The sequence below is a fragment of the Nocardiopsis dassonvillei genome, from assembly GCF_964273065.1.
Classification (GTDB): Bacteria; Actinomycetota; Actinomycetes; order Streptosporangiales; family Streptosporangiaceae; genus Nocardiopsis; species Nocardiopsis dassonvillei_B.
Genome location: NZ_OZ186815.1, coordinates 1,890,438 through 1,911,304 on the forward strand (window position 1 = coordinate 1,890,438; position 20,867 = coordinate 1,911,304).

Annotated in this window: 17 protein-coding genes; 11 read left to right on the forward strand and 6 right to left on the reverse strand. The window is 72.8% G+C overall.

What is annotated here, in order from left to right:
* Positions 1-58 precede the first annotated feature (58 nt).
* Genes ACSUPR_RS08525 through hrcA form a run of 3 tightly spaced genes read right to left on the reverse strand, consistent with a single transcriptional unit; the run spans position 59 to position 2,956 of the window.
* Positions 59-796 carry a 16S rRNA (uracil(1498)-N(3))-methyltransferase gene (locus ACSUPR_RS08525; protein WP_436890598.1) on the reverse strand — a complete coding sequence of 246 codons (738 nt, stop codon included), beginning with the start codon at positions 794-796 and terminating at the stop codon, positions 59-61.
* Positions 793-1,938 (reverse strand): molecular chaperone DnaJ, encoded by a 1,146-nt coding sequence (gene dnaJ, locus ACSUPR_RS08530; RefSeq protein WP_436890600.1) that lies wholly within the window; start codon positions 1,936-1,938, stop codon positions 793-795. Before dnaJ ends, ACSUPR_RS08525 begins: the two co-directional genes overlap by 4 nt.
* A 4-nt stretch (positions 1,939-1,942) precedes the next feature.
* Entirely contained in the window at positions 1,943-2,956 is a 1,014-nt protein-coding gene (gene hrcA, locus ACSUPR_RS08535; RefSeq protein WP_436890601.1) for a heat-inducible transcriptional repressor HrcA, read from the reverse strand.
* Between the two features lie 131 nt (positions 2,957-3,087).
* Here hrcA and ACSUPR_RS08540 point away from each other — a divergent pair, with 131 nt between their 5' ends.
* The 3 genes from ACSUPR_RS08540 (at position 3,088) to ACSUPR_RS08550 (ending at position 5,915) form a co-directional block, all read left to right on the forward strand.
* Positions 3,088-3,918, forward strand: a complete 831-nt coding sequence (locus ACSUPR_RS08540) for a DUF3097 domain-containing protein (RefSeq protein WP_436890603.1) — start codon at positions 3,088-3,090, stop codon at positions 3,916-3,918.
* A gap of 947 nt (positions 3,919-4,865) precedes the next feature.
* Complete coding sequence (locus ACSUPR_RS08545; protein WP_436891927.1) at positions 4,866-5,195, forward strand: DUF4870 domain-containing protein; 330 nt, start codon at positions 4,866-4,868, stop codon at positions 5,193-5,195.
* Between the two features lie 42 nt (positions 5,196-5,237).
* Positions 5,238-5,915 (forward strand): DUF4870 domain-containing protein, encoded by a 678-nt coding sequence (locus ACSUPR_RS08550; RefSeq protein ID WP_436890605.1) that lies wholly within the window; start codon positions 5,238-5,240, stop codon positions 5,913-5,915.
* A gap of 74 nt (positions 5,916-5,989) precedes the next feature.
* Here ACSUPR_RS08550 and hemW read toward each other — a convergent pair whose 3' ends face one another.
* Positions 5,990-7,222, reverse strand: a complete 1,233-nt coding sequence (hemW, locus tag ACSUPR_RS08555; RefSeq protein WP_436890606.1) for a radical SAM family heme chaperone HemW — start codon at positions 7,220-7,222, stop codon at positions 5,990-5,992.
* 315 nt (positions 7,223-7,537) lie between these two features.
* Here hemW and ACSUPR_RS08560 point away from each other — a divergent pair, with 315 nt between their 5' ends.
* Positions 7,538-7,960 carry a hypothetical protein gene (locus ACSUPR_RS08560; RefSeq protein WP_436890607.1) on the forward strand — a complete coding sequence of 141 codons (423 nt, stop codon included), beginning with the start codon at positions 7,538-7,540 and terminating at the stop codon, positions 7,958-7,960.
* A 96-nt stretch (positions 7,961-8,056) separates the two neighbouring features.
* Here ACSUPR_RS08560 and ACSUPR_RS08565 read toward each other — a convergent pair whose 3' ends face one another.
* Entirely contained in the window at positions 8,057-9,118 is a 1,062-nt protein-coding gene (locus ACSUPR_RS08565; RefSeq protein WP_436890608.1) for a LacI family DNA-binding transcriptional regulator, read from the reverse strand.
* A 95-nt stretch (positions 9,119-9,213) separates the two neighbouring features.
* On the opposite strand from ACSUPR_RS08565, the gene ACSUPR_RS08570 reads away from it, so the two are divergent.
* The 4 genes from ACSUPR_RS08570 (at position 9,214) to ACSUPR_RS08585 (ending at position 14,972) form a co-directional block, all read left to right on the forward strand.
* Entirely contained in the window at positions 9,214-10,815 is a 1,602-nt protein-coding gene (locus ACSUPR_RS08570; protein ID WP_436890609.1) for a glycoside hydrolase family 13 protein, read from the forward strand.
* A gap of 412 nt (positions 10,816-11,227) precedes the next feature.
* Entirely contained in the window at positions 11,228-12,469 is a 1,242-nt protein-coding gene (locus tag ACSUPR_RS08575; RefSeq protein ID WP_436890610.1) for a sugar ABC transporter substrate-binding protein, read from the forward strand.
* Entirely contained in the window at positions 12,466-14,085 is a 1,620-nt protein-coding gene (locus ACSUPR_RS08580) for an ABC transporter permease subunit (RefSeq protein ID WP_436891928.1), read from the forward strand. Before ACSUPR_RS08575 ends, ACSUPR_RS08580 begins: the two co-directional genes overlap by 4 nt.
* Complete coding sequence (locus tag ACSUPR_RS08585) at positions 14,082-14,972, forward strand: sugar ABC transporter permease (protein WP_436890611.1); 891 nt, start codon at positions 14,082-14,084, stop codon at positions 14,970-14,972. Before ACSUPR_RS08580 ends, ACSUPR_RS08585 begins: the two co-directional genes overlap by 4 nt.
* Positions 14,973-15,326: 354 nt before the next feature.
* On the opposite strand, the gene lepA is transcribed toward ACSUPR_RS08585, so the two are convergent.
* Positions 15,327-17,165, reverse strand: a complete 1,839-nt coding sequence (lepA, locus tag ACSUPR_RS08590) for a translation elongation factor 4 (protein ID WP_436890612.1) — start codon at positions 17,163-17,165, stop codon at positions 15,327-15,329.
* Between the two features lie 195 nt (positions 17,166-17,360).
* Here lepA and ACSUPR_RS08595 point away from each other — a divergent pair, with 195 nt between their 5' ends.
* The 3 genes from ACSUPR_RS08595 to ACSUPR_RS08605 all read left to right on the forward strand — a co-directional run bounded on the left by ACSUPR_RS08595 (position 17,361) and on the right by ACSUPR_RS08605 (position 20,694).
* Entirely contained in the window at positions 17,361-18,269 is a 909-nt protein-coding gene (locus ACSUPR_RS08595; protein ID WP_436890613.1) for a hypothetical protein, read from the forward strand.
* Between the two features lie 181 nt (positions 18,270-18,450).
* Positions 18,451-18,720, forward strand: a complete 270-nt coding sequence (rpsT, locus tag ACSUPR_RS08600; RefSeq protein ID WP_436890614.1) for a 30S ribosomal protein S20 — start codon at positions 18,451-18,453, stop codon at positions 18,718-18,720.
* Positions 18,721-19,005: 285 nt separating this feature from the next.
* A complete protein-coding gene (locus tag ACSUPR_RS08605) occupies positions 19,006-20,694 on the forward strand; it encodes a helix-hairpin-helix domain-containing protein (RefSeq protein WP_436890615.1) in 1,689 nt (562 codons plus the stop codon).
* Positions 20,695-20,867: the final 173 nt, after the last annotated feature.

Here is a 20,867-nt window from a genome sequence, read left to right on the forward strand (position 1 = left end):
CGGCGAAGAGGGCCGCCCGGGAGACCCCGGGCGGCCCTCTTCGTCGTCGCGGTATCCGCTACCAGCGTCCGGTGCGGGCCTGGAGGACGGCCAGCGCGGCCACCCCCGCGGTGGAGGTGCGCAGCACGCTGGAGCCCAGCAGGGCGCGCACGGCACCCGCCGCCTCGAAGGCGTCGAGCTCGGCGTCGGAGAAGCCGCCCTCGGGGCCCACCACCAGGACCACGCCCGTCCCGCCGCCGTCGGGGACCTCCACCTCCGACAGGCGCAGGGAGGCGTCCTCGTGCAGGACGACGCCCAGGTCGGCGGCGGCCAGCAGGTCGGCGACGGCGGCCCGGTCGGCGGGTTCGGCCACCTCCGGGAAGCGGGCCCGGCGGGCCTGCTTGGCGGCCTCGCGGGCGGTGGCCCGCCACTTGGCCAGGGACTTGGCCGCCCGGTCGCCCTTCCACCGGGTGATGCTGCGCTCGGCCGACCAGGGGACGACGGCGTCGACCCCGGCCTCGGTCATCATCTCCACGGCCGCCTCACCGCGGTCGCCCTTGGCCAGCGCCTGGACCACGGTCAGCCGCGGGTGCGGAGCGGGTTCCTCGGTCCGCTCCAGGACCCGGCAGACGATGTGGTCCCTGCCGGTGTCCACGACGGTGCAGCGCAGGCGCAGCCCCCGGCCGTCGGTGAGGTCGACGGCCTCACCGGCCCGGATGCGGCGCACCGCGGAGGCGTGGTGCCCCTCGGGGCCGGTGAGTGTGACGGTGTCGGCCGCCGGGTCGACGGTGTCGGCCAGGAAGACCGGCGGTGTCACTTGCCCGCGCCGAAGGCGTCGCGGAGCTTGGAGAACAGGCCGCCGTGGCCGGGGCTGAACCGGCCCGGGGCACGGTCCTCGCCGCGCAGCTCGGCGAGCTTGCGCAGCAGCGCCTCCTGCTCCTCGTCGAGCTTGCCGGGGGTCTCCACGTCGACGCGGATGCGCAGGTCGCCCCGGCCCCCGCCGTCGAGGTGGGTGACGCCCTTGCCCGGCAGGGTGATGACGTGGCCGGAGTTGGTGCCCGGGCGCAGGTCGATGTTCTCGGTGCCGTCGAGGGTCTCGAAGGCGAAGGAGGCGCCCAGCGCGGCCGCCGTCATGGGGACGGTGACCGTGCAGTGCAGGTCGTCGCCCCGCCGCTCGAAGGTGGGGTGCGGGCGCTGGAGGATCTCCAGGATGATGTCGCCGCGCGGGCCGCCGTTGGGGCCGACCTCGCCCTCGCCCGCCAGCTGGATGCGGGTGCCGTCGTCGACGCCCGCGGGGATCTTGACGGTGCGGGTGACCTTCTCGCGCACCCGGCCCTCGCCCGCGCAGTCGGGGCACGGGTCGGGGATGACCGAGCCCTGGCCGCCGCACTGGGGGCAGGGGCGGGAGGTCATGACCTGCCCGAGGAAGGAGCGGGTGACCTGGGAGACCTCGCCCTGGCCATGGCACATCTCACAGGTGGTGCGGTGGGTGCCCGCGGCCGTCCCCTCACCCTGGCAGGTGGCGCACAGGATGGCGGTGGGGAAGGTGATCTCCTTGGTCACGCCGAACGCCGTCTCGGCCAGGTCCAGCTCGACGCGGATCTTGATGCTGCGCCCGCGCCGGACCCGGTCCCGCGGCCCGCGGCCGCCTGCCTGGGCTCCGCCGAAGAAGGCGTTCATGATGTCGTCGAACGGGAACCCCGCGGCGCCGCCGAAGCCGCCCGCGCCACCGCCGCCGCCCGGGGCGAAGGGATCCTGGCCCATGTCGAACATCCGGCGCTTGTTCTCGTCGGAGAGGACCTCGTAGGCCTGGGTCACCTCCTTGAAGCGCTCCTGGGTGGCGGGGTCCGGGTTGATGTCCGGGTGCAGCTCGCGCGCGAGCCTGCGGTACGCCTTCTTGATCTCGTCCTTGGAAGCGTCGCGACGCACACCGAGGACCTGGTAATAGTCTCTGGCCACTGGGTTACTGTCCTGCCAAAATCTGTCCGACATACCGAGCCACGGCCCGCACCGCCCCCATCGTCCCTGGGTAGTCCATCCGGGTGGGTCCCACGACACCGATCTTGGCGAGCGACTGGTTTCCCACACCGTAGTCCGCCGACACGACCGAGGTGGACCGCAGTCCCTCGTGGAAGTTCTCCGCGCCGATGCGCACCGTGAGCATTGACGGGTCCTTCGCCTCACCCAGCAAACGGATGAGGACCATGTTCTCTTCCAGCGCCTCCAGGACGTCCCTCAGGCTGGCGGCGAAGTCGACGGCCGCGAGGTTGGCCGTTCCGGCGAGGACGATCTTCTCCTCGTGGCGTTCGACCAGGCTCTCCAGCAGGACCGACAGCACCGAGACGGCCATGGCGCGGTTCTCGGGGGGGACCTGCTGGGGCAGGTCCTCGACCGCGTCGGGGACCGCGCCCAGCTGCAGCCCGGCGGTGGCCCGGTTGAGCATGCCGCGCAGGTCGGCGACCGCGTCGGCGTCGACCTCCCCGAGTCCGTCGATGACGCGCTGCTCGACCCGGCCGGTGTCGGTGATGACCACCAGCATGAGCCGCTGCCCCGCCAGGGGCACCAGTTCGACGTGCTGGACCGAGGAACGGGTCAGCGACGGGTACTGGACGATGGCCACCTGCCGGGTGAGCTGCGCGAGCAGCCTGACCGTACGGGCGACGATCTCGTCGAGGTCCACGGCACCGCTGAGGAACGACTCGATGGCGCGGCGCTCGGCCGCCGAGAGGGGCTTGACCGAGGACAGGCGGTCGACGAAGAGCCGGTACCCCTTGTCCGTGGGCACGCGCCCGGCGCTGGTGTGGGGCTGCGTGATGTAGCCGTCCTCCTCCAGCGCGACCATGTCGTTGCGGATGGTGGCCGGGGACACCCCGAGGCGGTGGCGTTCGGCCAGGGCCCTGGAGCCCACGGGTTCGTTGGTGTTGACGAAGTCCTCGACGACTGCACGCAGGACCGCGAGCTTGCGCTCGTCCAGCAACTCGCCACCTCCTGGCACTCCACGGTCATCAGTGCTAATTCTATGCCCGCGCGCAAACTCCGGGCGTTCCACCGGTCGGCGGGCGCTTCCCTCCCCGTTCGCACGGTACGCCGTCTGTAAACTGCACCACCGTGGCTACCAAGAGAGGCGGCCGGTACGGCCGCGACGTTCTGGCCCAGGCGCGGAACCGTCCCCGGAGGGAGGTCCCCGAGGTCACGCTCAGCCGCGACCTCGTGGTGGAGGACGCCGGGGAGGCGTTCTGCGGCGCGGTGGTCGGCTGGGACAAGGCGACCGTGACCCTGGAGGACCGGCACGGGCGGCGCCGGGTGTTCGGACTGGAGCCGGCCGCGTTCCTGGTGGACGGCGAGCCGGTGACGCTGGTGCGGCCGTCCGCGGCGCCGCGGGGACCGCTGCGCAGCGCCTCCGGTTCTGTCGCCGTGCAGGGCCTGAGGGCGCGGACCGCCCGGGAGGCTCGGATCTACGTCGAGGGGGCCCACGACGCCGAGCTGGTCGAGAAGGTGTGGGGGCACGACCTGCGCGTGGAGGGGGTGGCCGTCGAGTTCCTGGAGGGGGTCGACGACCTGCCCGCGATCGTGGCGGAGTTCACCCCCGGTCCGGGCCGGCGCCTGGGGGTCCTGGTGGACCACCTGGTCCCGGGGTCGAAGGAGTCGCGGATCGCCGAGCGGGTGCGGGGCTCCGACGTCCTGGTGGCGGGCCACCCCTACGTCGACGTGTGGCAGGCGGTGCGCCCGTCGGTGGTGGGCATCCGCGCCTGGCCCGAGGTCCCCCGGGGGGTTCCCTGGAAGGAGGGGGTCCTGGAGGCGCTGGGCTGGCGGATGAGCACGGGTGAGGCGTGGCGCCGGATCCTGGGATCGGTGCGTACCTATGCTGACCTGGAACCGGCCCTGTCGGGCCGGGTGGAGGAGCTGATCGACTTCGTCACCGGCCCGCACGGCCCCTGACCCGCTGCGCCTAGGATTTGAACCGGACACGAGGCCCGGTTTCTGCCTCCGGTCGTCGGTACAGCCCGGTAGACACGAGATAGCGCCCCTCACCAGCGGAGCCAAGGAAGAGCATGAGCGAGACCCCGACGAACCCCCCGTCCCCGGAGGACCCGCACCAGGGCCCGCCCTCCGACGAGCAGGCGCAGCCGCGGTACGGCGAACAGCAGCAGGCCCCGTCCCCCTACGCCCCGGAATACGAGCAGGCACAACCGCCCTCGGGCGGCCAGCCCGGATACGGCCAGCCCTCCGGCGGCCAGCCGGGGTACGAGCAGCAGGCCTACGGTGCACAGCCGGGATACGGCCAGCCCTCCGGCGGTCAACCGGGGTACGAGCAGCAGGCCTACGGACAGGCACAACCGCCCTCCGGCGGCCAGCCCGGATACGGCCAGCCCTCCGGCGGCCAGCCGGGATACGAACAGCAGGCCTACGGACAGGCACAACCGCCCTCCGGCGGCCAGCCCGGATACGGCCAGCCCTCCGGCGGCCAGCCGGGATACGAACAGCAGGCCTACGGACAGGCACAACCGCCCTCCGGCGGCCAGCCCGGATACGGCCAGCCCTCCGGCGGCCAGCCGGGGTACGAGCAGCAGGCCTACGGTGCACAGCCGGGATACGGGCAGCCCTCCGGCGGTCAACCGGGGTACGGGCAGTACGGCGGGCAGGCGCAGCAGGAACACCGGCAGCAGACGGGCGGCCAGCCCGGGTACGGCCAGGCCCAGCCCGGGTACGGGCAGCCGCCCGGCGCACAACCGGGCCCCGGTCAGGCGCAGCCGCAGTACGGCCAGCCCCAGCCCGGCTTCGCCCCCGCGCCCTACGGGCAGCCTCAGCCGCAGTACGGCGCCCCGCAGACGCCGCCGGCCCCCGGCGCCCCGGCCGGCGGCGGCGACAACGACGTCCTGGTGGCGATGCTCGCCCACCTGTCCGGCTTCATCATCGCCTGCCTGGGCTGGGTCCCCCCGCTGGCCATCTACCTCGCCAAGCGGAACAGCTCGCCCTACGTGCGCCACCACGCCTCCGAGGCGGCGAACTTCCAGATCACCCTGCTGATCCCGTACGTCTTCGCCGGGGTGGTCTTCATCGGCCTGGGTATCTTCTTCCCGAGCCTGTCCTGGATCGGTTCCCTCCTGATCGCCCTGATCTGGATCGTTTCGATCGTGTTCGGCGTCCTAGGAGCCAACGGAGCGAACAAGGGGGCGTGGTACCGCTACCCGGTCAGCATCCGTCTGCTGAAATGAACCACCGCACGCACGAACGCACCTTTCCCTAAGGAATCCGACATGTCCTATCCCAACACGCCCCCGCCGGACGATCCCTACGGCCAGAACCCGCAGCAGGGCGGACAGGGCCAGTCCGGCGGGTACCCCGCCCCCGGCCAGCAGTACCCCTCCGGGGGCTACCCCGGAGCGGGCCACCAGGACCCGTCCGGCGGCTACCCCGGAGCGGGCCACCAGGACCCGTCCGGCGGCTACCCGCCCCCCGGGGGCCAGCAGCCCGGCGGGTACCCCCCGCCCGGCGCCCCCGGCGGCTACCCGCCTCCGGGCGGCTACCAGGACCAGACCGGCGGGTACCAGGCGGCCGGTTACCACCAGGGCGGCTACGGCGCCCAGCAGGCGGGCTCGGCCACGGGTGCCCCGCCCAGCCAGGACGAGCGGCAGATGGCGCTCTTCGCCCACCTGGGCGGTGGCCTGCTCGGCTTCCTCGTCCCGCTGGTCATCTACCTGATCAAGCGCGACGAGTCGCCGTTCGTCCGCGACCAGGCGGGGCAGGCGCTCAACTTCCAGCTGCTGATCCTCATCGGATACGTGGTGTCCAGCGTCCTGATGTTCGTCTTCATCGGGATGCTCACCTGGTTCCTGTGCTGGGTCGCCGCCATCGTCTTCGGCATCCTGGGCGGTGTCGCGGCCAACAAGGGCGAGTGGTACCGCTACCCCTTCAACGTGTCCTGGATCAAGTAGGTCCCGGAGCGAACGCGCGAGGGGCCCGGTCTTCGGACCGGGCCCCTCGTCGCGTGTCGGTGCGGGTGTGCTCCTCAGGTGAGGTCGCGGACCACTGCGTCGGCCAGCAGCCGCCCGCGGCGGGTGAGCACGGCGCGGCCCGCGCGGTGCGCGTCCGCGTCCAGCAGCCCTTCGGCGACCGCGCGGGCGGCGGCCTCCCGGCCCGGGGGCTCGAGCAGTTCCAGGGGGCAGCCCTGCTCGACCCGCAGTTCCAGCAGCACCCGTTCGAAGCGGCGTTCCCCGGCGGTGAGCACCTCCCTGGCCTGGGCGGGGCTGTCGCCCACGGCCAGGCGGGCGGCGTAGGCGGCCGGGTGTTTGACGTTCCACCAGCGGGTGCCGCCGACGTGGCCGTGCGCGCCGGGGCCGACGCCCCACCAGTGGGCGCCGGTCCAGTAGAGCATGTTGTGCCTGCTGCGCCCCTGGGGGGTGCGGGCCCAGTTGGAGACCTCGTAGGGGGTGAACCCGGCCCCGGCGAGGACGGTGTCGGCCATGAGGTAGCGGTCGGCCATGGTGTCGTCGTCGGGTTCGGCGAGCTCGCCGCGCCGCACCCGGGCGGCCAGGCGGGTGCCCTCCTCCACGATGAGGGAGTAGGCGGACACGTGGTCGGGGCCGGCGGCGACGGCGGCCTCCAGGGAGGCCCGCCAGTCGTCGTCGCTCTCACCGGGGGTGCCGTAGATGAGGTCGAGGTTGACGTGCTCGAACCCCGCCTCGCGGGCCCAGGCGACGCACTGTTCGGGGCGGCCGGGGGTGTGCCCGCGCTCCAGGACGCGCAGGACGTGCGCGCGGGCGCTCTGCATCCCGAACGACACCCGGGTGAACCCGGCCTCGCGCAGGCGGGCGAGGTACTCGGGGGTGACGGTCTCGGGGTTGGCCTCGGTGGTGACCTCCGCGCCGGGTTCGAGGCCGAACCGGTCGGCGATGGCGGCCAGGATGCGCCCCAGGTCCTCCGCGGGCAGCAGGGTGGGGGTGCCGCCGCCGACGAACACGGTGCTCACCGGGGGCCGGGGGCCCGCCAGGACGCGGTCGGCCAGGGCGATCTCGGCGATGGCCTGGTCGGCGTAGGTGTCGCGGGAGGCGACGGCCGTTCCGTCCCGGGAGACCAGCTCCTCGGCGGTGTAGGTGTTGAAGTCGCAGTAGCCGCAGCGGGTGACGCAGAAGGGCACGTGGACGTAGAACCCGAGCGGCCGCTCGCCGAGTTCGGCGAGGGAGGCCTCCGGCAGTTCGCCGGTGCGCGGTACGGGTTCGCCGTCGAGGGCAACGGAAGGCATGTACCCAGTGTCACCGACCCGCCGGTGTGCCCGGTCCGCCCCGGCGGGCTTGGAGATCCCGCTCACGGGGACGGAGGTCCGCGGGCTTGCCGGGGCTGTGACCGGGGCACGCGCCGAACGTCCCGAACCGACGGGACCGGCGGCGGCCGGGCCGGTCCGACGGACCCTCGGCCCGGCGGGGCGCAGGGGGTCGTCCGGTGGGTGAAAGAAGCCGCACAGGCCCCCGCCGAAAGGACACGGGATGTCCGACGCGACGCTCCACCGGACCACCCCCGACAACGACACCCCCCTCACCGGTCCCCCGCCGCCCGGTACGTGTTCGCGCTGATCCGGCTCGCCATCGGCTGGATCTTCCTGTGGGCCTTCGCGGACAAGCTCTTCGGCCTGGGGTTCGCCACCCCGGCGGAGGGGGCCTGGATCGCCGGGGGCAGCCCCACGGCCGGGTTCCTCGGCAACGCCGTCAGCGGCCCGCTGGCAGGGGTCTTCGGCTCCTTCGCGGGCGCGGCCTGGGCGGACGCGCTGTTCATGGCCGGCCTGGCCGGGCTCGGCGCGGCCCTGCTGCCGGTGCTCATGTGGGCGGCGGTGCTGCCGCCCGCCGACAACCCGTTCATGGACGACCACATCGTCATGGCCCCGGTCCTGGTGGGGCCGGCGCTGGTACGGTCGGCCGACACCCTGGGGCCGGGCCGGTGGTGGGGCTCCACCGCCCTGGTCCGCCGGTTCCCGGCGCTGCGCTGACCGCTCCCCTGGACAGGCCCCTCCCGCTCCGCGCCGGAAGGGGTCTCCCGTGTTCCCGGGGCGCCCGCGGTGGACCGCGGCCCCGGGCACGGGTTCCTAGAGCGCGGAGCCCTGGACGGCGGCGCCGCCGGGGGCTCGGTGGGTGCCCGCCCCGTTGGCGGGGGCGATGCCGGTGGAGCCGCGCACGACCAGCTCGGGGCCGAACACGAACTCGGTGTGGGAGACGGGGTGTCCGGCGATCTCGTCGCACAGCGCCCGGGCGGCGGCCAGCGCCATGGCGTGGACCGGCTGGCGCACCGTGGTCAGCGGCGGGTCGGTGAACGCGATGAGCTGGGAGTCGTCGTAGCCCACCACGGAGAAGTCGCGGGGCACGCTCAGACCGCGCTGGCGGGCGGCGCGGATGGCGCCCAGTGCCATCATGTCGGAGCCGCAGACCATGGCGGTGACGCCGCGGTCGATGAGCCGGGTGGCGGCGGCGTGGCCGCCCTCGACGCCGAACAGCGACAGCTCCACCAGGTCGTCCCCGTCCAGTCCGTGGCCGCGCAGGGCCGCGTGGTAGCCCTCGAGCTTGCGGCGCACGGGGACGTAGCGCTCGGGGCCGCTGGTGAACCCGATGCGGGTGTGGCCCAGGGCGACCAGGTGGTCCACGGCCAGGCGTCCGGCCTCCCGGTCGTCGCAGGAGATGAACGCCGCCGGGATCTCCTGGGCGAACCCGTTGACCAGGACGATGGGCAGGCGCCGGGAGACGAGGGAGCGGTAGCGCTCGTGGGAGGCGGTGGTGTCGGCGTGCTTGCCCGAGACGAAGAGGATGCCCGAGACGTTGCGTTCCAGGAGCAGTTCGACGTACTCGTCCTCCGTTATGCCGCCGGGGGTCTGCGTGCACAGGACGGGGGTGTAGCCGCGCTGGGCGAGCGCCCCCTCGGCCGCCTGGGCGAACATGGGGAAGACGGGGTTGTCCAGTTCCGGGATGACCATGCCCACGAGGCCGGCGGAGCGCTGGCGCAGCCGGGCGGGGCGTTCGTAGCCGAGGACGTCCAGCGCGGTCAGGACGGCCTTACGGGTTTCGCTGCCAACGCCCGGTTTGTCGTTGAGCACCCGCGAGACCGTCGCCTCGCTGACACCTGCGTGCCGCGCGATGTCGGCAAGTCGTGGACCCATGGGGCAACTCTAGTCGAGATGGCCGTCACATGGTTGAAAGTTGGCGGTAACCTTGCGCAAGAACTTGCAGCCACCGACCGGGAAGGACCCCCACGATGACCCATGAGTCGCACTGGTGGCGCGACGCGGCCATCTACCAGATCTACGTCCGCAGCTTCGCCGACGCCAACGGGGACGGCGAGGGCGACCTCGCCGGCATCCGCGGGCGCCTGCCCCACCTGGCCGCGCTCGGCGTGGACGCGATCTGGCTGACGCCCTTCTACGTGTCCCCGCTGGCCGACGGCGGCTACGACGTGGCCGACTACCGCGACGTCGACCCCCGCTTCGGCACGCTGGCGGACTTCGACGCGCTGCTGGAGGCCGCGCACGGCCTGGGCATCCGCGTGATCATCGACGTGGTCCCCAACCACACGTCCTCCGCGCACCGGTGGTTCCGCGAGGCCGTGGCCGCCGAGCCCGGCGACCCCGCGCGCTCCCGCTACATCTTCCGGGACGGCAGGGGCCCCGACGGCGAGCAGCCGCCCAACAACTGGAAGTCGATCTTCGGCGGCGCCGCCTGGACCCGGCTCAAGCGCCCGGACGGCACCCCGGAGCAGTGGTACCTGCACCTGTTCGACCCCGAGCAGCCCGACCTGGACTGGACGAGCCAGGAGGTGCACGACGAGTTCGACGACGTGCTGCGCTTCTGGCTGGACCGGGGCGTGGACGGGTTCCGCATCGACGTCGCGCACGGCATGGTCAAGGACCCGGCCCTGCCCGACATCGCCGAGGACGCCAAGGCGGACCTGCTCGACGGCAGCACCTCTCTGCCGTACTTCGACCAGGACGGCGTGCACGACATCTACCGGCGCTGGTCGGCGATCGCCGCCTCCTACCCGGGAGAGCGCACGATGGTCGCCGAGGCCTGGGTGGAGGACGCCGCGCGGGTCGCCCGCTACCTGCGCCCGGACGAGCTGCACCAGGCGTTCAACTTCGAGTACCTGACCGCCCCCTGGGACGCGGCCCGGCTGCGCGAGGTGATCGACGGCTCCCTGGCGGCCAACGGCGCCGTGGGGGCGACCACCACGTGGGTGCTGTCCAACCACGACGTGACCCGCCACGTCACACGGTTCGGCGGCGGGGAGCAGGGGCTGCGCCGGGCCCGGGCCGCCACGCTGCTGATGCTGGCGCTGCCCGGTTCGGTGTACCTGTACCAGGGCGAGGAGCTGGGCCTGCCGGAGGTCACCGACCTGCCGGAGGACGCGCTGCAGGACCCGACCTGGGAGCGGTCCGGCCGCACCGAGCGGGGCCGCGACGGCTGTCGGGTGCCGCTGCCGTGGGAGGCGGGCGAGGCGCCGTTCGGGTTTGGCCCGGCGGGTTCCACCCCCTGGCTGCCGATGCCCGAGGGCTGGGGGGAGCTGGCGCGCGACACCCAGCTCGGGGTGGAGGGCTCCACGCTGGAGCTGTACACCCGGGCCCTGGAGCTGCGCCGGAAGCTGGACGCGCTCGGCGACGGGTCGATGTCCTGGCTGGACGCCCCCGAGGGCGTGCTGTTCTTCGAGCGCGAGCCGGGTGTGCGGGTGGCCGTCAACCTGGGCGCGGAGCCGGTCGAGGTGCCCACCGGCGGCGAGGTGCTGCTGTCCAGCGGCCCGTACGCGGCCCAGGCGGAGGGCGTGCTGTCCCTGCCCGGAGAGACCGCGGTCTGGCTGCGCGTCTGACCGTTCTCGGAAACGGGGGTCCCGGCGGTGCTCCGGGACCCCGGCGGCCGGGTGCCCCCGCGGCGCCCGGCCGCCGCCGTACCCGGGCGGGTCCGCCGGAGTGCCGGGTGCTTGCGGTGAGGCCGGCGGGGTTGCGCCGGGTTCTTGCAGGTAGGGCGGCAATGGTGTGACCAAATGGTGCATAGTCACAGATAAGATCAGCCCAGAGTGACGCGGCGACGACGCACGGGATCGAATCACACCGCCGTTTCCATGGTGTTTCCACATCTTTATCCGAAGCGCCTGCAAAGTCTTTCAAAGCTTGCAAGTTATTGCTAACGTCACATCACCACGCAGGCGGCGGCAGACTCCGGGTCCTCCGGCGGACCGCACGCACGACCTCCTCAGCCCGTCCTCCCGGAAGGAAGACCCCATGAGATTGCGCAGCGCACCGGCGTTCGCGGCCCTCGCCGCGACCGCCCTGATGGCGACCGCCTGCGGAGGCGGCGGCGAGGACGCCCAGGAGTCCGCCGAGACCACCCTCGTCATCTGGTCCGACCCCGAGCGGGCCGCCGCCATCGAGGCCGCGGCGCAGAACTTCGCCGACACCAACGGCGTCAAGGTCGACGTGCAGCAGCTCGCCTTCGGCGACATCCAGGGCGACCTGCTCAACGCCCACCAGGCGGGCAACGCCCCCGACATCTTCATCGGCGCCCACGACTGGACCGGCAACCTGGTCCGCAACGGCGCCGTGCAGCCCGTCGAACTCCCCGCGGACCGCGCCGAGACCCTCGACGAGACCTCCCTGCAGGCGCTGAGCTTCGACGGCCAGCTCTTCGGCGTGCCGTACTCGCAGGAGAACATCTTCCTCATGCGCAACACCGCGCTGGCCCCGGACGCCCCGGAGACCTTCGAGGAGCTCGTCGAGGTCGGTACCGCCCTGAAGGAGGACGGCGAGACCAGCGAGGTGCTGTCCATGGCCGTCGGCCAGGAGGGCGACCCCTACCGGATGAACGCCCTGTTCACCTCCGCCGGGGGCTACCTCTTCGGCCAGGACGCCGAGGGCACCTGGGACCCGGCCGACCTGGGCCTGAACAGCGACGAGTCCATCGCCGCCATGGAGAAGATCGCCGAGTACGGCGAGTCCGGCCAGGGTGTGCTGCGCCGCTCCATCGACACCCAGAACGACGCCGCCCTCTTCTTCGACGGCGAGGCCCCGTTCTTCATCGCGGGCCCGTGGAACATCGGCGACGCCGACGCCGCCGACCTGGAGTACGCCATCAGCCCCATCCCGGGCTTCGAGGGCGAGGGCCCGGCCCGCCCCTACATCGGCTACCAGGCCTTCTTCGTCACCGAGGGCAGCGCCAACAGCGCCCTGGCCCAGGAGTTCCTGGCCAACCACGTCACCGACCCGGGGTTCATCCTCAGCCTCTACGAGTCCGACCCGCGCACGCCGGTCCAGCTCGAGGCCCTGGAGGAGGTCTCCGCCGACGACCCGAACATCGCCGCCATCGCCGAGGCCGGCGCCGAGGGCATGCCCATGCCGTCCATCCCCGAGATGGGCGAGACCTGGGAGCCGCTCGGCAAGGCCGAGGCCGCGATCATCGGTGGGGCCGACGTGCGCGAGACCATGGAGAGCACCCACGACACGATCGCCGAGAAGATCGGCGGATAGGGGTGTCCTCCCGCAGCAGCGCGGGCGCTCCCGCTCCGGGGGCGCCCGCCCGCACGTCACTGCCCGGCGGCCGCTTCTCCGGCTCCGGCTCCCTGTGGGGCCAGGCGGCCAAGATCGTCCTGCTCGGCCTGTTCACCGCCCTGGGCGTGTGGGCGGCCCTGCCGCTGTACGTCGGCGGCAACTGGTGGGGCATCGCCGTCGTCGCGGCCGTGCTCGTCCTCGTCTACTGGGTGTACCTGTCCAGGCGGACGGTGCCCCTCAAGTACCTGCTCCCCGGTGTCCTGTTCCTGGTGGCGTTCCAGATCCTGCCGGTGCTGTACACCATGAGCACCTCGGTCACGAACTTCAGCGACGGCCACCGCGGCGACAAGGAGCAGGCCGTCGCCGCCATCGAGGCGTACTCGGTGACCCGCGCCGAGCAGGGCCGCGAGTTCGGCCTCACCGTCGCGACCACCGGCGACCCCGACACCGGTGAGCTGGTCTTCCTCCTCACCGACCCCGGGGGCTCCGCCCACGCCGGGGACATCGAGGGGCTGCGGCCCCTGGACGACGCCACCGTCGACCCCGCCTCCGGCAGGGTCACCGAGGCCTTCGGCTACACCGTCCTCACCCCCGCCCAGGTCAACGCGCGCAGCCGGGAGCTGGAGGAGTTCGCCGTCCCCGTGGGCGACGGCACCGGCATCCGGGCCAACAGCCTGTCCACCGCCTACGAGGGCCGGGCCACCCGCGTCTACGACGCCGGCTGCGACTGCGTCACCGACACGGAGACGGGCATCGTCTACACCGCGGACGACGAGCGCGGCGCGTTCTACAGCGAGGACGGGAAACGGCTGCCGCAGGGCTGGCAGGTGAACGTCGGCTTCGACAACTTCGCCCGGTTCCTGTTCAACCCGACCTTCGCCTCCTCGTTCTTCTCCATCCTGGTGTGGAACTTCGCCTTCGCCGTCTCCGTCACCGCCCTGGTGTTCGTCGTGGGCCTGGCCATCGCCCTCACCCTGCACGTACCGCGGCTGCGGGGCAGGAAGGCGTACCGGATCCTGGTGGTGCTGCCGTACGCGATGAGCTCGCTGGCCATGTACCTGCTGTGGCGGGACATGTTCAACACCGACTTCGGCCTGTTCAACCAGCTGCTGGGCACGAACGTCGACTGGCTGGGCGACGCCTGGACCGCCCGGTTCGCGGTGATCCTCGCCAACGTGTGGCTCGGGTACCCGTACATGTTCCTGGTCGCCACCGGCGCCCTCCAGGCCATCCCCCGGGAGCTGACCCAGGCGGCGCGGATCGACGGGGCCGGGGCCTGGCAGGCGTTCCGGCACGTGACCCTGCCGATGCTCATGGTCGCGATGACCCCGATCCTGATCGCGACGTTCGCGTTCAACTTCAACAACTTCAACGCTGTGTGGCTGATCACCAAGGGCGGGCCGTTCCCGCCGGACGACCCGTCCGCGGGCGCCACCGACCTGCTCATCACCTACACGTACCGGATGGCGTTCAGCCAGGCCACGGCCGAGTACGGGTACGCGGCGGCGCTGTCCGTGATGATCTTCGTGATCGTCTCGGTGATGTCGGTGATCAGCCTCAGCCGCAGCAAGGCCCTGCAGGAGGTGGACCGATGACCGCGACGACGCAGGGGCACCGGCGCGGCACCGGCACCGCGGTCGCGCGGTGGGCGGTGCGGCTGGGCTGGCGGCACGCCGTGATGGCCGTGGTCGCGGTGTTCGCCCTGTTCCCGGTGCTGTTCGTGGTGTCGGCGGCGGTCAACCCCGTCGGCACGCTCAGCAGCGCCCGGCTGTGGCCCACCGGGGCCGGGCTCGACAACGCCGTGGAGCTGTTCCGGAACACCCCGTTCACCACCTGGTACGCCAACTCGCTGTTCTTCGCGGTGGCCAACGCCGCGGCGACGGTCCTGCTGTCGGCGCTGGCGGCGTACGCGTTCAGCCGGATGCGGTTCAGGGGCCGCCGGGTGGGGATGATCGGCCTGCTGATCATCCAGATGTTCCCGCAGTTCCTGGCGATCGTCGCGATCTACCTGATGTTCAGCACCGTCGGCGAGTACCGGCCCGAGGTCGGCTTCGACACCCGGTGGGGGCTGCTGCTGGTGTACCTGGGCGGGGCGCTGAGCATCAACACGTGGCTGATGAAGGGCTTCTTCGACACGGTGCCCAAGGAGCTGGACGAGTCCGCCCAGATGGACGGGGCCACGCACGCGCAGGTGTTCTTCCGGATCATGCTGCCGCTGGTCACCCCGGTGCTGGCGATCGTGGGGCTGCTGGTGTTCATCTCCACCATCAACGAGTTCCTGATGGCGAGCGTGTTCCTGCGCGACACCGGCGCCAAGACCCTGGGGCTGGGCCTGTACCAGCTGGTGGAGTCGCAGCGCAACGCCAACTTCGGGATGTTCTCGGTGGGGGCCCTCATGCTGTCCCTGCCGACGCTGGTCGTGTTCTGGTTCCTCCAGAGGTACATCACCGAGGGCCTGACCGCGGGAGCGGTCAAGGGCTGAGGCCGTCGGGCACGGCGAAGGGGCGCCTCCCCGGGGGAGGCGCCCCTCGGCGCGTTCCCGGCCGTCCGAACCGGTCCAGGGCCGGTTGCCGCCGCTCCCCAGCCCGGCCCGCCCGCAGCGGGCTCGGGGGCCTGCCCGGCCTCCCCGGCCCTGTTCCTCGTCCGGCCCCGTTGCCGGCGGCCGCCGGGGGCCTGCCGCTGCCCCTGGGACCGGAAGGCGCGAGGGGCGCCCCCGCGTTCGGCTCCGCTCTCCCGGCCCCCGGTGGGCGGCCCGGGGGCCGCGGTCCGCTCCGGGGTGACGCCGAAGGGACGCCCCCCGGCGGGGGCGCCCCTGGCGGCGCGTGCGGCGGCGGGACTACTTCTTCTTCTTGTCCTCGCCGCCGGTGTCCGTGGACAGCGCGGAGATGAAGGCCTCCTGGGGCACCTCGACCCGGCCCACCATCTTCATGCGCTTCTTGCCCTCCTTCTGCTTCTCCAGCAGCTTGCGCTTACGGCTGATGTCACCGCCGTAGCACTTGGCGAGCACGTCCTTGCGGATGGCGCGGATGTTCTCGCGGGCGATCACCCGGGCGCCGACGGCGGCCTGGATCGGCACCTCGAACTGCTGCCGCGGGATCAGCTCGCGCAGCTTCTTGGTCATCTCCACGCCGTAGGTGTACGCCTTGTCCTTGTGGACGATCGCCGAGAAGGCGTCCACGGCCTCGCCCTGGAGCAGGATGTCGACCTTGACCAGGTCGGCCTGCTGCTCGCCGGTGGGCTCGTAGTCCAGGGAGGCGTAGCCCTTGGTGCGGGACTTGAGGTGGTCGAAGAAGTCGAAGACGATCTCCGCCATCGGCAGGGTGTAGCGCATCTCGACGCGGTCCTCGGACAGGTAGTCCATGCCCTGCATGTCGCCGCGCCGCTCCTGGCACAGCTCCATGATCTGGCCGATGTAGTCCGAGGGGCTGAGCACCGTGGCCTTGACCATCGGCTCGTAGATCGCGGCGATCTTGCCCGCCGGGAACTCGCTCGGGTTGGTCACCACGTGCTCGGTGCCGTCCTCCATCTCCACCCGGTAGACCACGTTGGGCGCGGTGGAGATGAGGTCGAGGTTGAACTCGCGCTCCAGCCGGGCGCGGGTGATCTCCAGGTGCAGCAGGCCCAGGAAGCCGCAGCGGAAGCCGAAGCCCAGAGCCGCGGAGGTCTCCGGCTCGAACACCAGGGCGGCGTCGTTGAGCTGGAGCTTCTCCAGGGCGTCGCGCAGCACCGGGTAGTCGGTGCCCTCGATCGGGTACAGGCCCGAGAACACCATGGGCTTGGGGTCCTGGTAGCCCGACAGCATGTCGGTGGCGGGCCGGTTCAGGGCGGTGATGGTGTCACCGACCTTGGACTGGCGCACGTCCTTCACGCCCGTGATGATGTAGCCGACCTCGCCCACGCCCAGGCCGTCGCACTTGGTGGGCTCGGGCGAGCTGACGCCGATCTCCAGGATCTCGTGGGAGGCCCGGGTGGACATCATCTGGATGCGCTCGCGCGGGCTGAGGCGGCCGTCCACGACCCGGACGTAGGTGACCACGCCGCGGTAGGTGTCGTAGACCGAGTCGAAGATCATCGCGCGGGCCGGGGCTTCGGCCTCGCCGACCGGCGGCGGGATCTGCCGGACGATCTCGTTGAGCAGCTCCTCGACGCCCTCGCCGGTCTTGGCGCTGACCCTGAGCACGTCGGAGGGCTCGCAGCCGATGATCCCGGCCAGCTCCTCGGCGTACTTCTCCGGCTGGGCGGCCGGGAGGTCGATCTTGTTGAGCACCGGGATGATCGTCAGATCGTTCTCCAGCGCCATGTACAGGTTGGCCAGGGTCTGGGCCTCGATGCCCTGGGCCGCGTCCACCAGCAGGACGGCGCCCTCGCAGGCGGCCAGCGAGCGGGACACCTCGTAGGTGAAGTCGACGTGCCCGGGCGTGTCGATGAGGTCCAGGGTGTAAGTCCGGTCGTCCAGCGCCGTGAAGGGGATGCGCACGGCCTGCGACTTGATGGTGATGCCGCGCTCGCGCTCGATGTCCATGCGGTCCAGGTACTGGGCCCGCATCTGACGGTCCTCGACGACGCCGGTGATCTGGAGCATCCGGTCGGCCAGCGTCGACTTGCCATGGTCGATGTGCGCGATGATGCAGAAGTTGCGGATCAGCGCGGGATCGGTCCAGTTCGGCTGTGCCACCGTGCTCCGTTCGACAAGGGTTCGGGGTGTGCGGCCCGCGGGCCGTCGTCCATCATCCCATGGCAGGGGCGCGCCCTCCCCTGGGGCGGGCGGCGGACGGTGCGACGGTAGGGTCGCGCACGCGGGTCTGTTCCGATGTCCAGATTATGCGACCTCCGAGCCGCTCGGAGCGCACGAACGGCGGGAGTTGCGGCGGTGAAGTGGTTTCTGACACGGCTGCTGGCGGGCGTGGCGGCGGTCGCGGTCGTCCTGGCGGGAGTGGGTGCGCTCCTGGCGGCCCAGTACTCGGGGACTCCGGCCCCGTGGGCGGTCTCCCAGGGGGCCGACGCGGTGTGGGTGGACTCCGCCGACGACGCCGGGGACCTGCGGGCGCTGCTGGACACCGGCGCGGTGGACACCGTGTACCTGCTCGCCGGGGAGATCGGCGCGGACGGCGGCGTCACCGCCGCCGAGGACCTGCGGCCCCTCGTGGAGGGGTATCCGGACGTGCGGGCGCTGGCCTGGCTGCGGCACGTCACCGAGGGGTCGTCGCTGCTGAGCGACCGGTTCGACCGGCAGGCGCGCGAGCGGCTGGCCCCGGCCGCGGCGGAGGCCGCGCAGGGGTACGCGGGGGTGCACCTGGAGATCCGGCCGGTGACCGTCAACGACCCGTCGCTGCCGACGCTCATGGAGATGGTGCGCGAGGAGCTGGGCGGGGACCCGGTGCTGTCGGTGCAGGCGCACCACGTGGAGCCGGCCCCGGGCGGGCGCATCCCCTCGTTCGTGGTGAACCGCGAGGAGAAGTACTGGTCCAAGGGGTACCTGGCGCGGGTGGCCGGGCCGGCCGACGAGGTGGTGCTGCCCGGGACGGACCCGGGGATGCCCGCGGACGTCCTGGACGGGGGGTTCACGGTACGGCAGGTGACCGAGGCGGTGTCGGCGCTGCGCACCCGCGAGGAGGTGACGGTCCGTTTCGGGGTGCCCTCCGGGGAGCAGGCGGAGACGGTGCTGGCGGCGGTGCGGATCGGCGTGACCGACGCGGAGGCGCCCGAGGGGATGCGCCTCGGGGTGAGCCTGTCCGATCCGGCGGACCTGCGGCTCTACACCGCCGGGTGGCTGGGCTGAGCACTGGGCTCCATACGGCATACTGGAAGTCCGTGTCTCGGACTTCCACGTTCTTTCGAGCCCTGTGGAACACACACCCGGCGTCGGCGCCCGTGCCGGCCGCTCACGGAACGGCTGCCCGTGAGCAGAGCCCGCGGACCGAACGGCGCACAAGCACAGAACAACTGGAGCACGTTTTCGCATGGCGAACATCAAGTCGCAGAAGAAGCGCATTCGGCAGAACGAGAAGGCCCGTGTCCGCAACCAGGCGGTGCGCTCCTCGCTGAAGACGGCCGTCCGCAAGTTCCGCGAGGCTGCCGAGACCGGGAACGTCGAGCAGGCCGCCGTGGCGCAGCGCGCCGCCTCCCGCGCCCTGGACAAGGCCGTGAGCAAGGGCGTCATCCACAAGAACCAGGCCGCGAACCGCAAGAGCGCGATCGCCAAGCGCCTGCACGAGGTGCAGAGCGCCTAGGGTCTGTTTTTCAAGTGCCGTCCTGTTCCGCGGGGTGTGAGGCGCCGGCGGGGTTCGGCAGGCCCGGAGGGGACGTCCGAGGAACGAGGACGTTCCCGTGGGGTCGAAAGTTCCCGCCTTCCACAGGCGCCGAACGCGAACCGAAGCGGAGCGGAGGTTCGAAAGAACACGGCCTAGAGCCCTTCCTCGAAGGCCCGGTCCCCGCCAGGGGGCCGGGCCTTCGGGTTATCCACAGGCCGCACACCACCGCTGGCGCTCCGTGACGGGTCTTCCTACCTTGGGTTCATGACCCCTCGACACGACCAGCAGGAACGGCTCCGGGCCCTGGGCCTGGACGCCTCACCGGCCGCTCGGCGGTTGCGCGCCCGCATCCCCCGGCCCGCCCCCGAGCCCGCCGCGGGCATCCCGAGCGCCCCGTACTCGGTGGGCGCCTGGCCCGAGCGCGATCCGCACGACCGGGTCCCGGCGCCGCCGGAACCGGACTCCACCCGCACTGTGCGCACCCCTCCCCCGCGCGACCCTCCCCCGTGGACCGGCGCCCGCCTCCCCCACCCCCCGCTGTCGGGGGCCGCCCCCCGGCGGTCCTCCGTGACGGGCCCGGCGGGCACGGCGGGTGCCGACGACCCGCCCCTCCCCCGCCCCGTCGCGGCGGACGCCGAGGAGGGCACCACCGAGCGCCTGCGCCCGCGGGGCGGGCGTCCCGGCGCTCCCGCACCGGAGGCACGGCGGTCTCCGGACGCCGCGCGGACCGGCCGTCCGCCGGGCGCACCGGCCGCCGACGAGCCGCACCGGGGCGCGCACACCCGCGCACCCGCCCGCGGGGGGACGCGGTCGGCCGCCCGTCCGGCGCACGGGTGGGCCGACGCGCGGAGCCCGGACCCCGGGGACGCGGCAGCGCACAACGGACGGCGGTGGAACGACCGCTCCGGCACGAACGGCCCGGACGACCGCGAGGAGGCGACGCACACCGCCGGGCGGCCGTGGAACCGGTCGGCCGGAACCGACCCGCGCCCCCCGCACCCGGCCGTTGGGGGGAAAGGCAGGGACGCCCGCGAGGCGGTGGCGCGCGCCGGGCGGCGATGGGACGGGTCCGACGGTACGGACGGCACGGAGGCCGCTCGCGAGGCGACGCACGCCGGGCAACGGATGGAGGCGGGCGGCGCGGGTCTCGGGCACGGCGGGACCACCGGGGCGGCGCACCCCGTGGAGCGCGACACGGGGCGGGGGCGGCGGGGCCGCGGTGAGGGCGGACCGGCCGGGCGGCGGACGGCCGCCGCCGCGGAGGAGGAGGGCCCGCGGGTACCGAGCGGGTACACCGAGTTCCTCCCCCGGCGGGACGGGAGCCTCGTGGAGCGGTGGGCGCGGCGGTGGCCGCCGGAGGCGACCATGTCGCGGCGGGCGGTGGCGGCCCTGCTCGTCGTGGCGCTGCTCGCGGTCGCCGCCGTGCTGTTCCTGCGCGACCGCCCCACCGAGGCGGTGGCGCCCGAACCGGTCGCCCACGTGCTGCCCGCCGAGGCCACGGCCCCCGCTGCCGCCGCGGACACCGACCCCGAGGCGGACCTGGTGGTGCACGTGGGCGGGGAGGTCGAGGACCCCGGCCTGTACACGCTGCCACCCGGTTCCCGTGTGGCGGACGCGGTGGAGGCGGCCGGGGGCGCCCTGCCCGACGCCGACCTGGACCTGCTCAACCTGGCCCGCTCCCTGGTCGACGGCGAGCAGATCCTCGTGGGCCTGCCGCAGCCGGAGGCCGCCGCGCCCGCCCCGGGGACCGCCCGGGGCCCGCTGGTGAACATCAACCGGGCCGACGAGGCGGAGCTGGAGACGCTGCCCCGGGTGGGTGAGGTCACCGCGGGCAGGATCGTCTCCTACCGCGAGGCCCACGGTCCGTTCACCAGCGTGGACGACCTCATCAACGTCGACCGCATCGGCGCCAAGACCCTGGAGGAGATCCGTCCGCACGTGACCGTCGGATGAGCCCCGCCCGCGCCGGAACGACGCCGGGCACGCGGAAACGGCGCGGCGCGGTGGGGACCTGCGGGCTCAGTGGTGGCTGCGGGCACGGCACCGCGCGGAGACGGCACGGCACCGCACGGGAACGGCACCGCCCCGTGTGGGAACGGCACCGCCCCATATGGAACGGCCTGGAA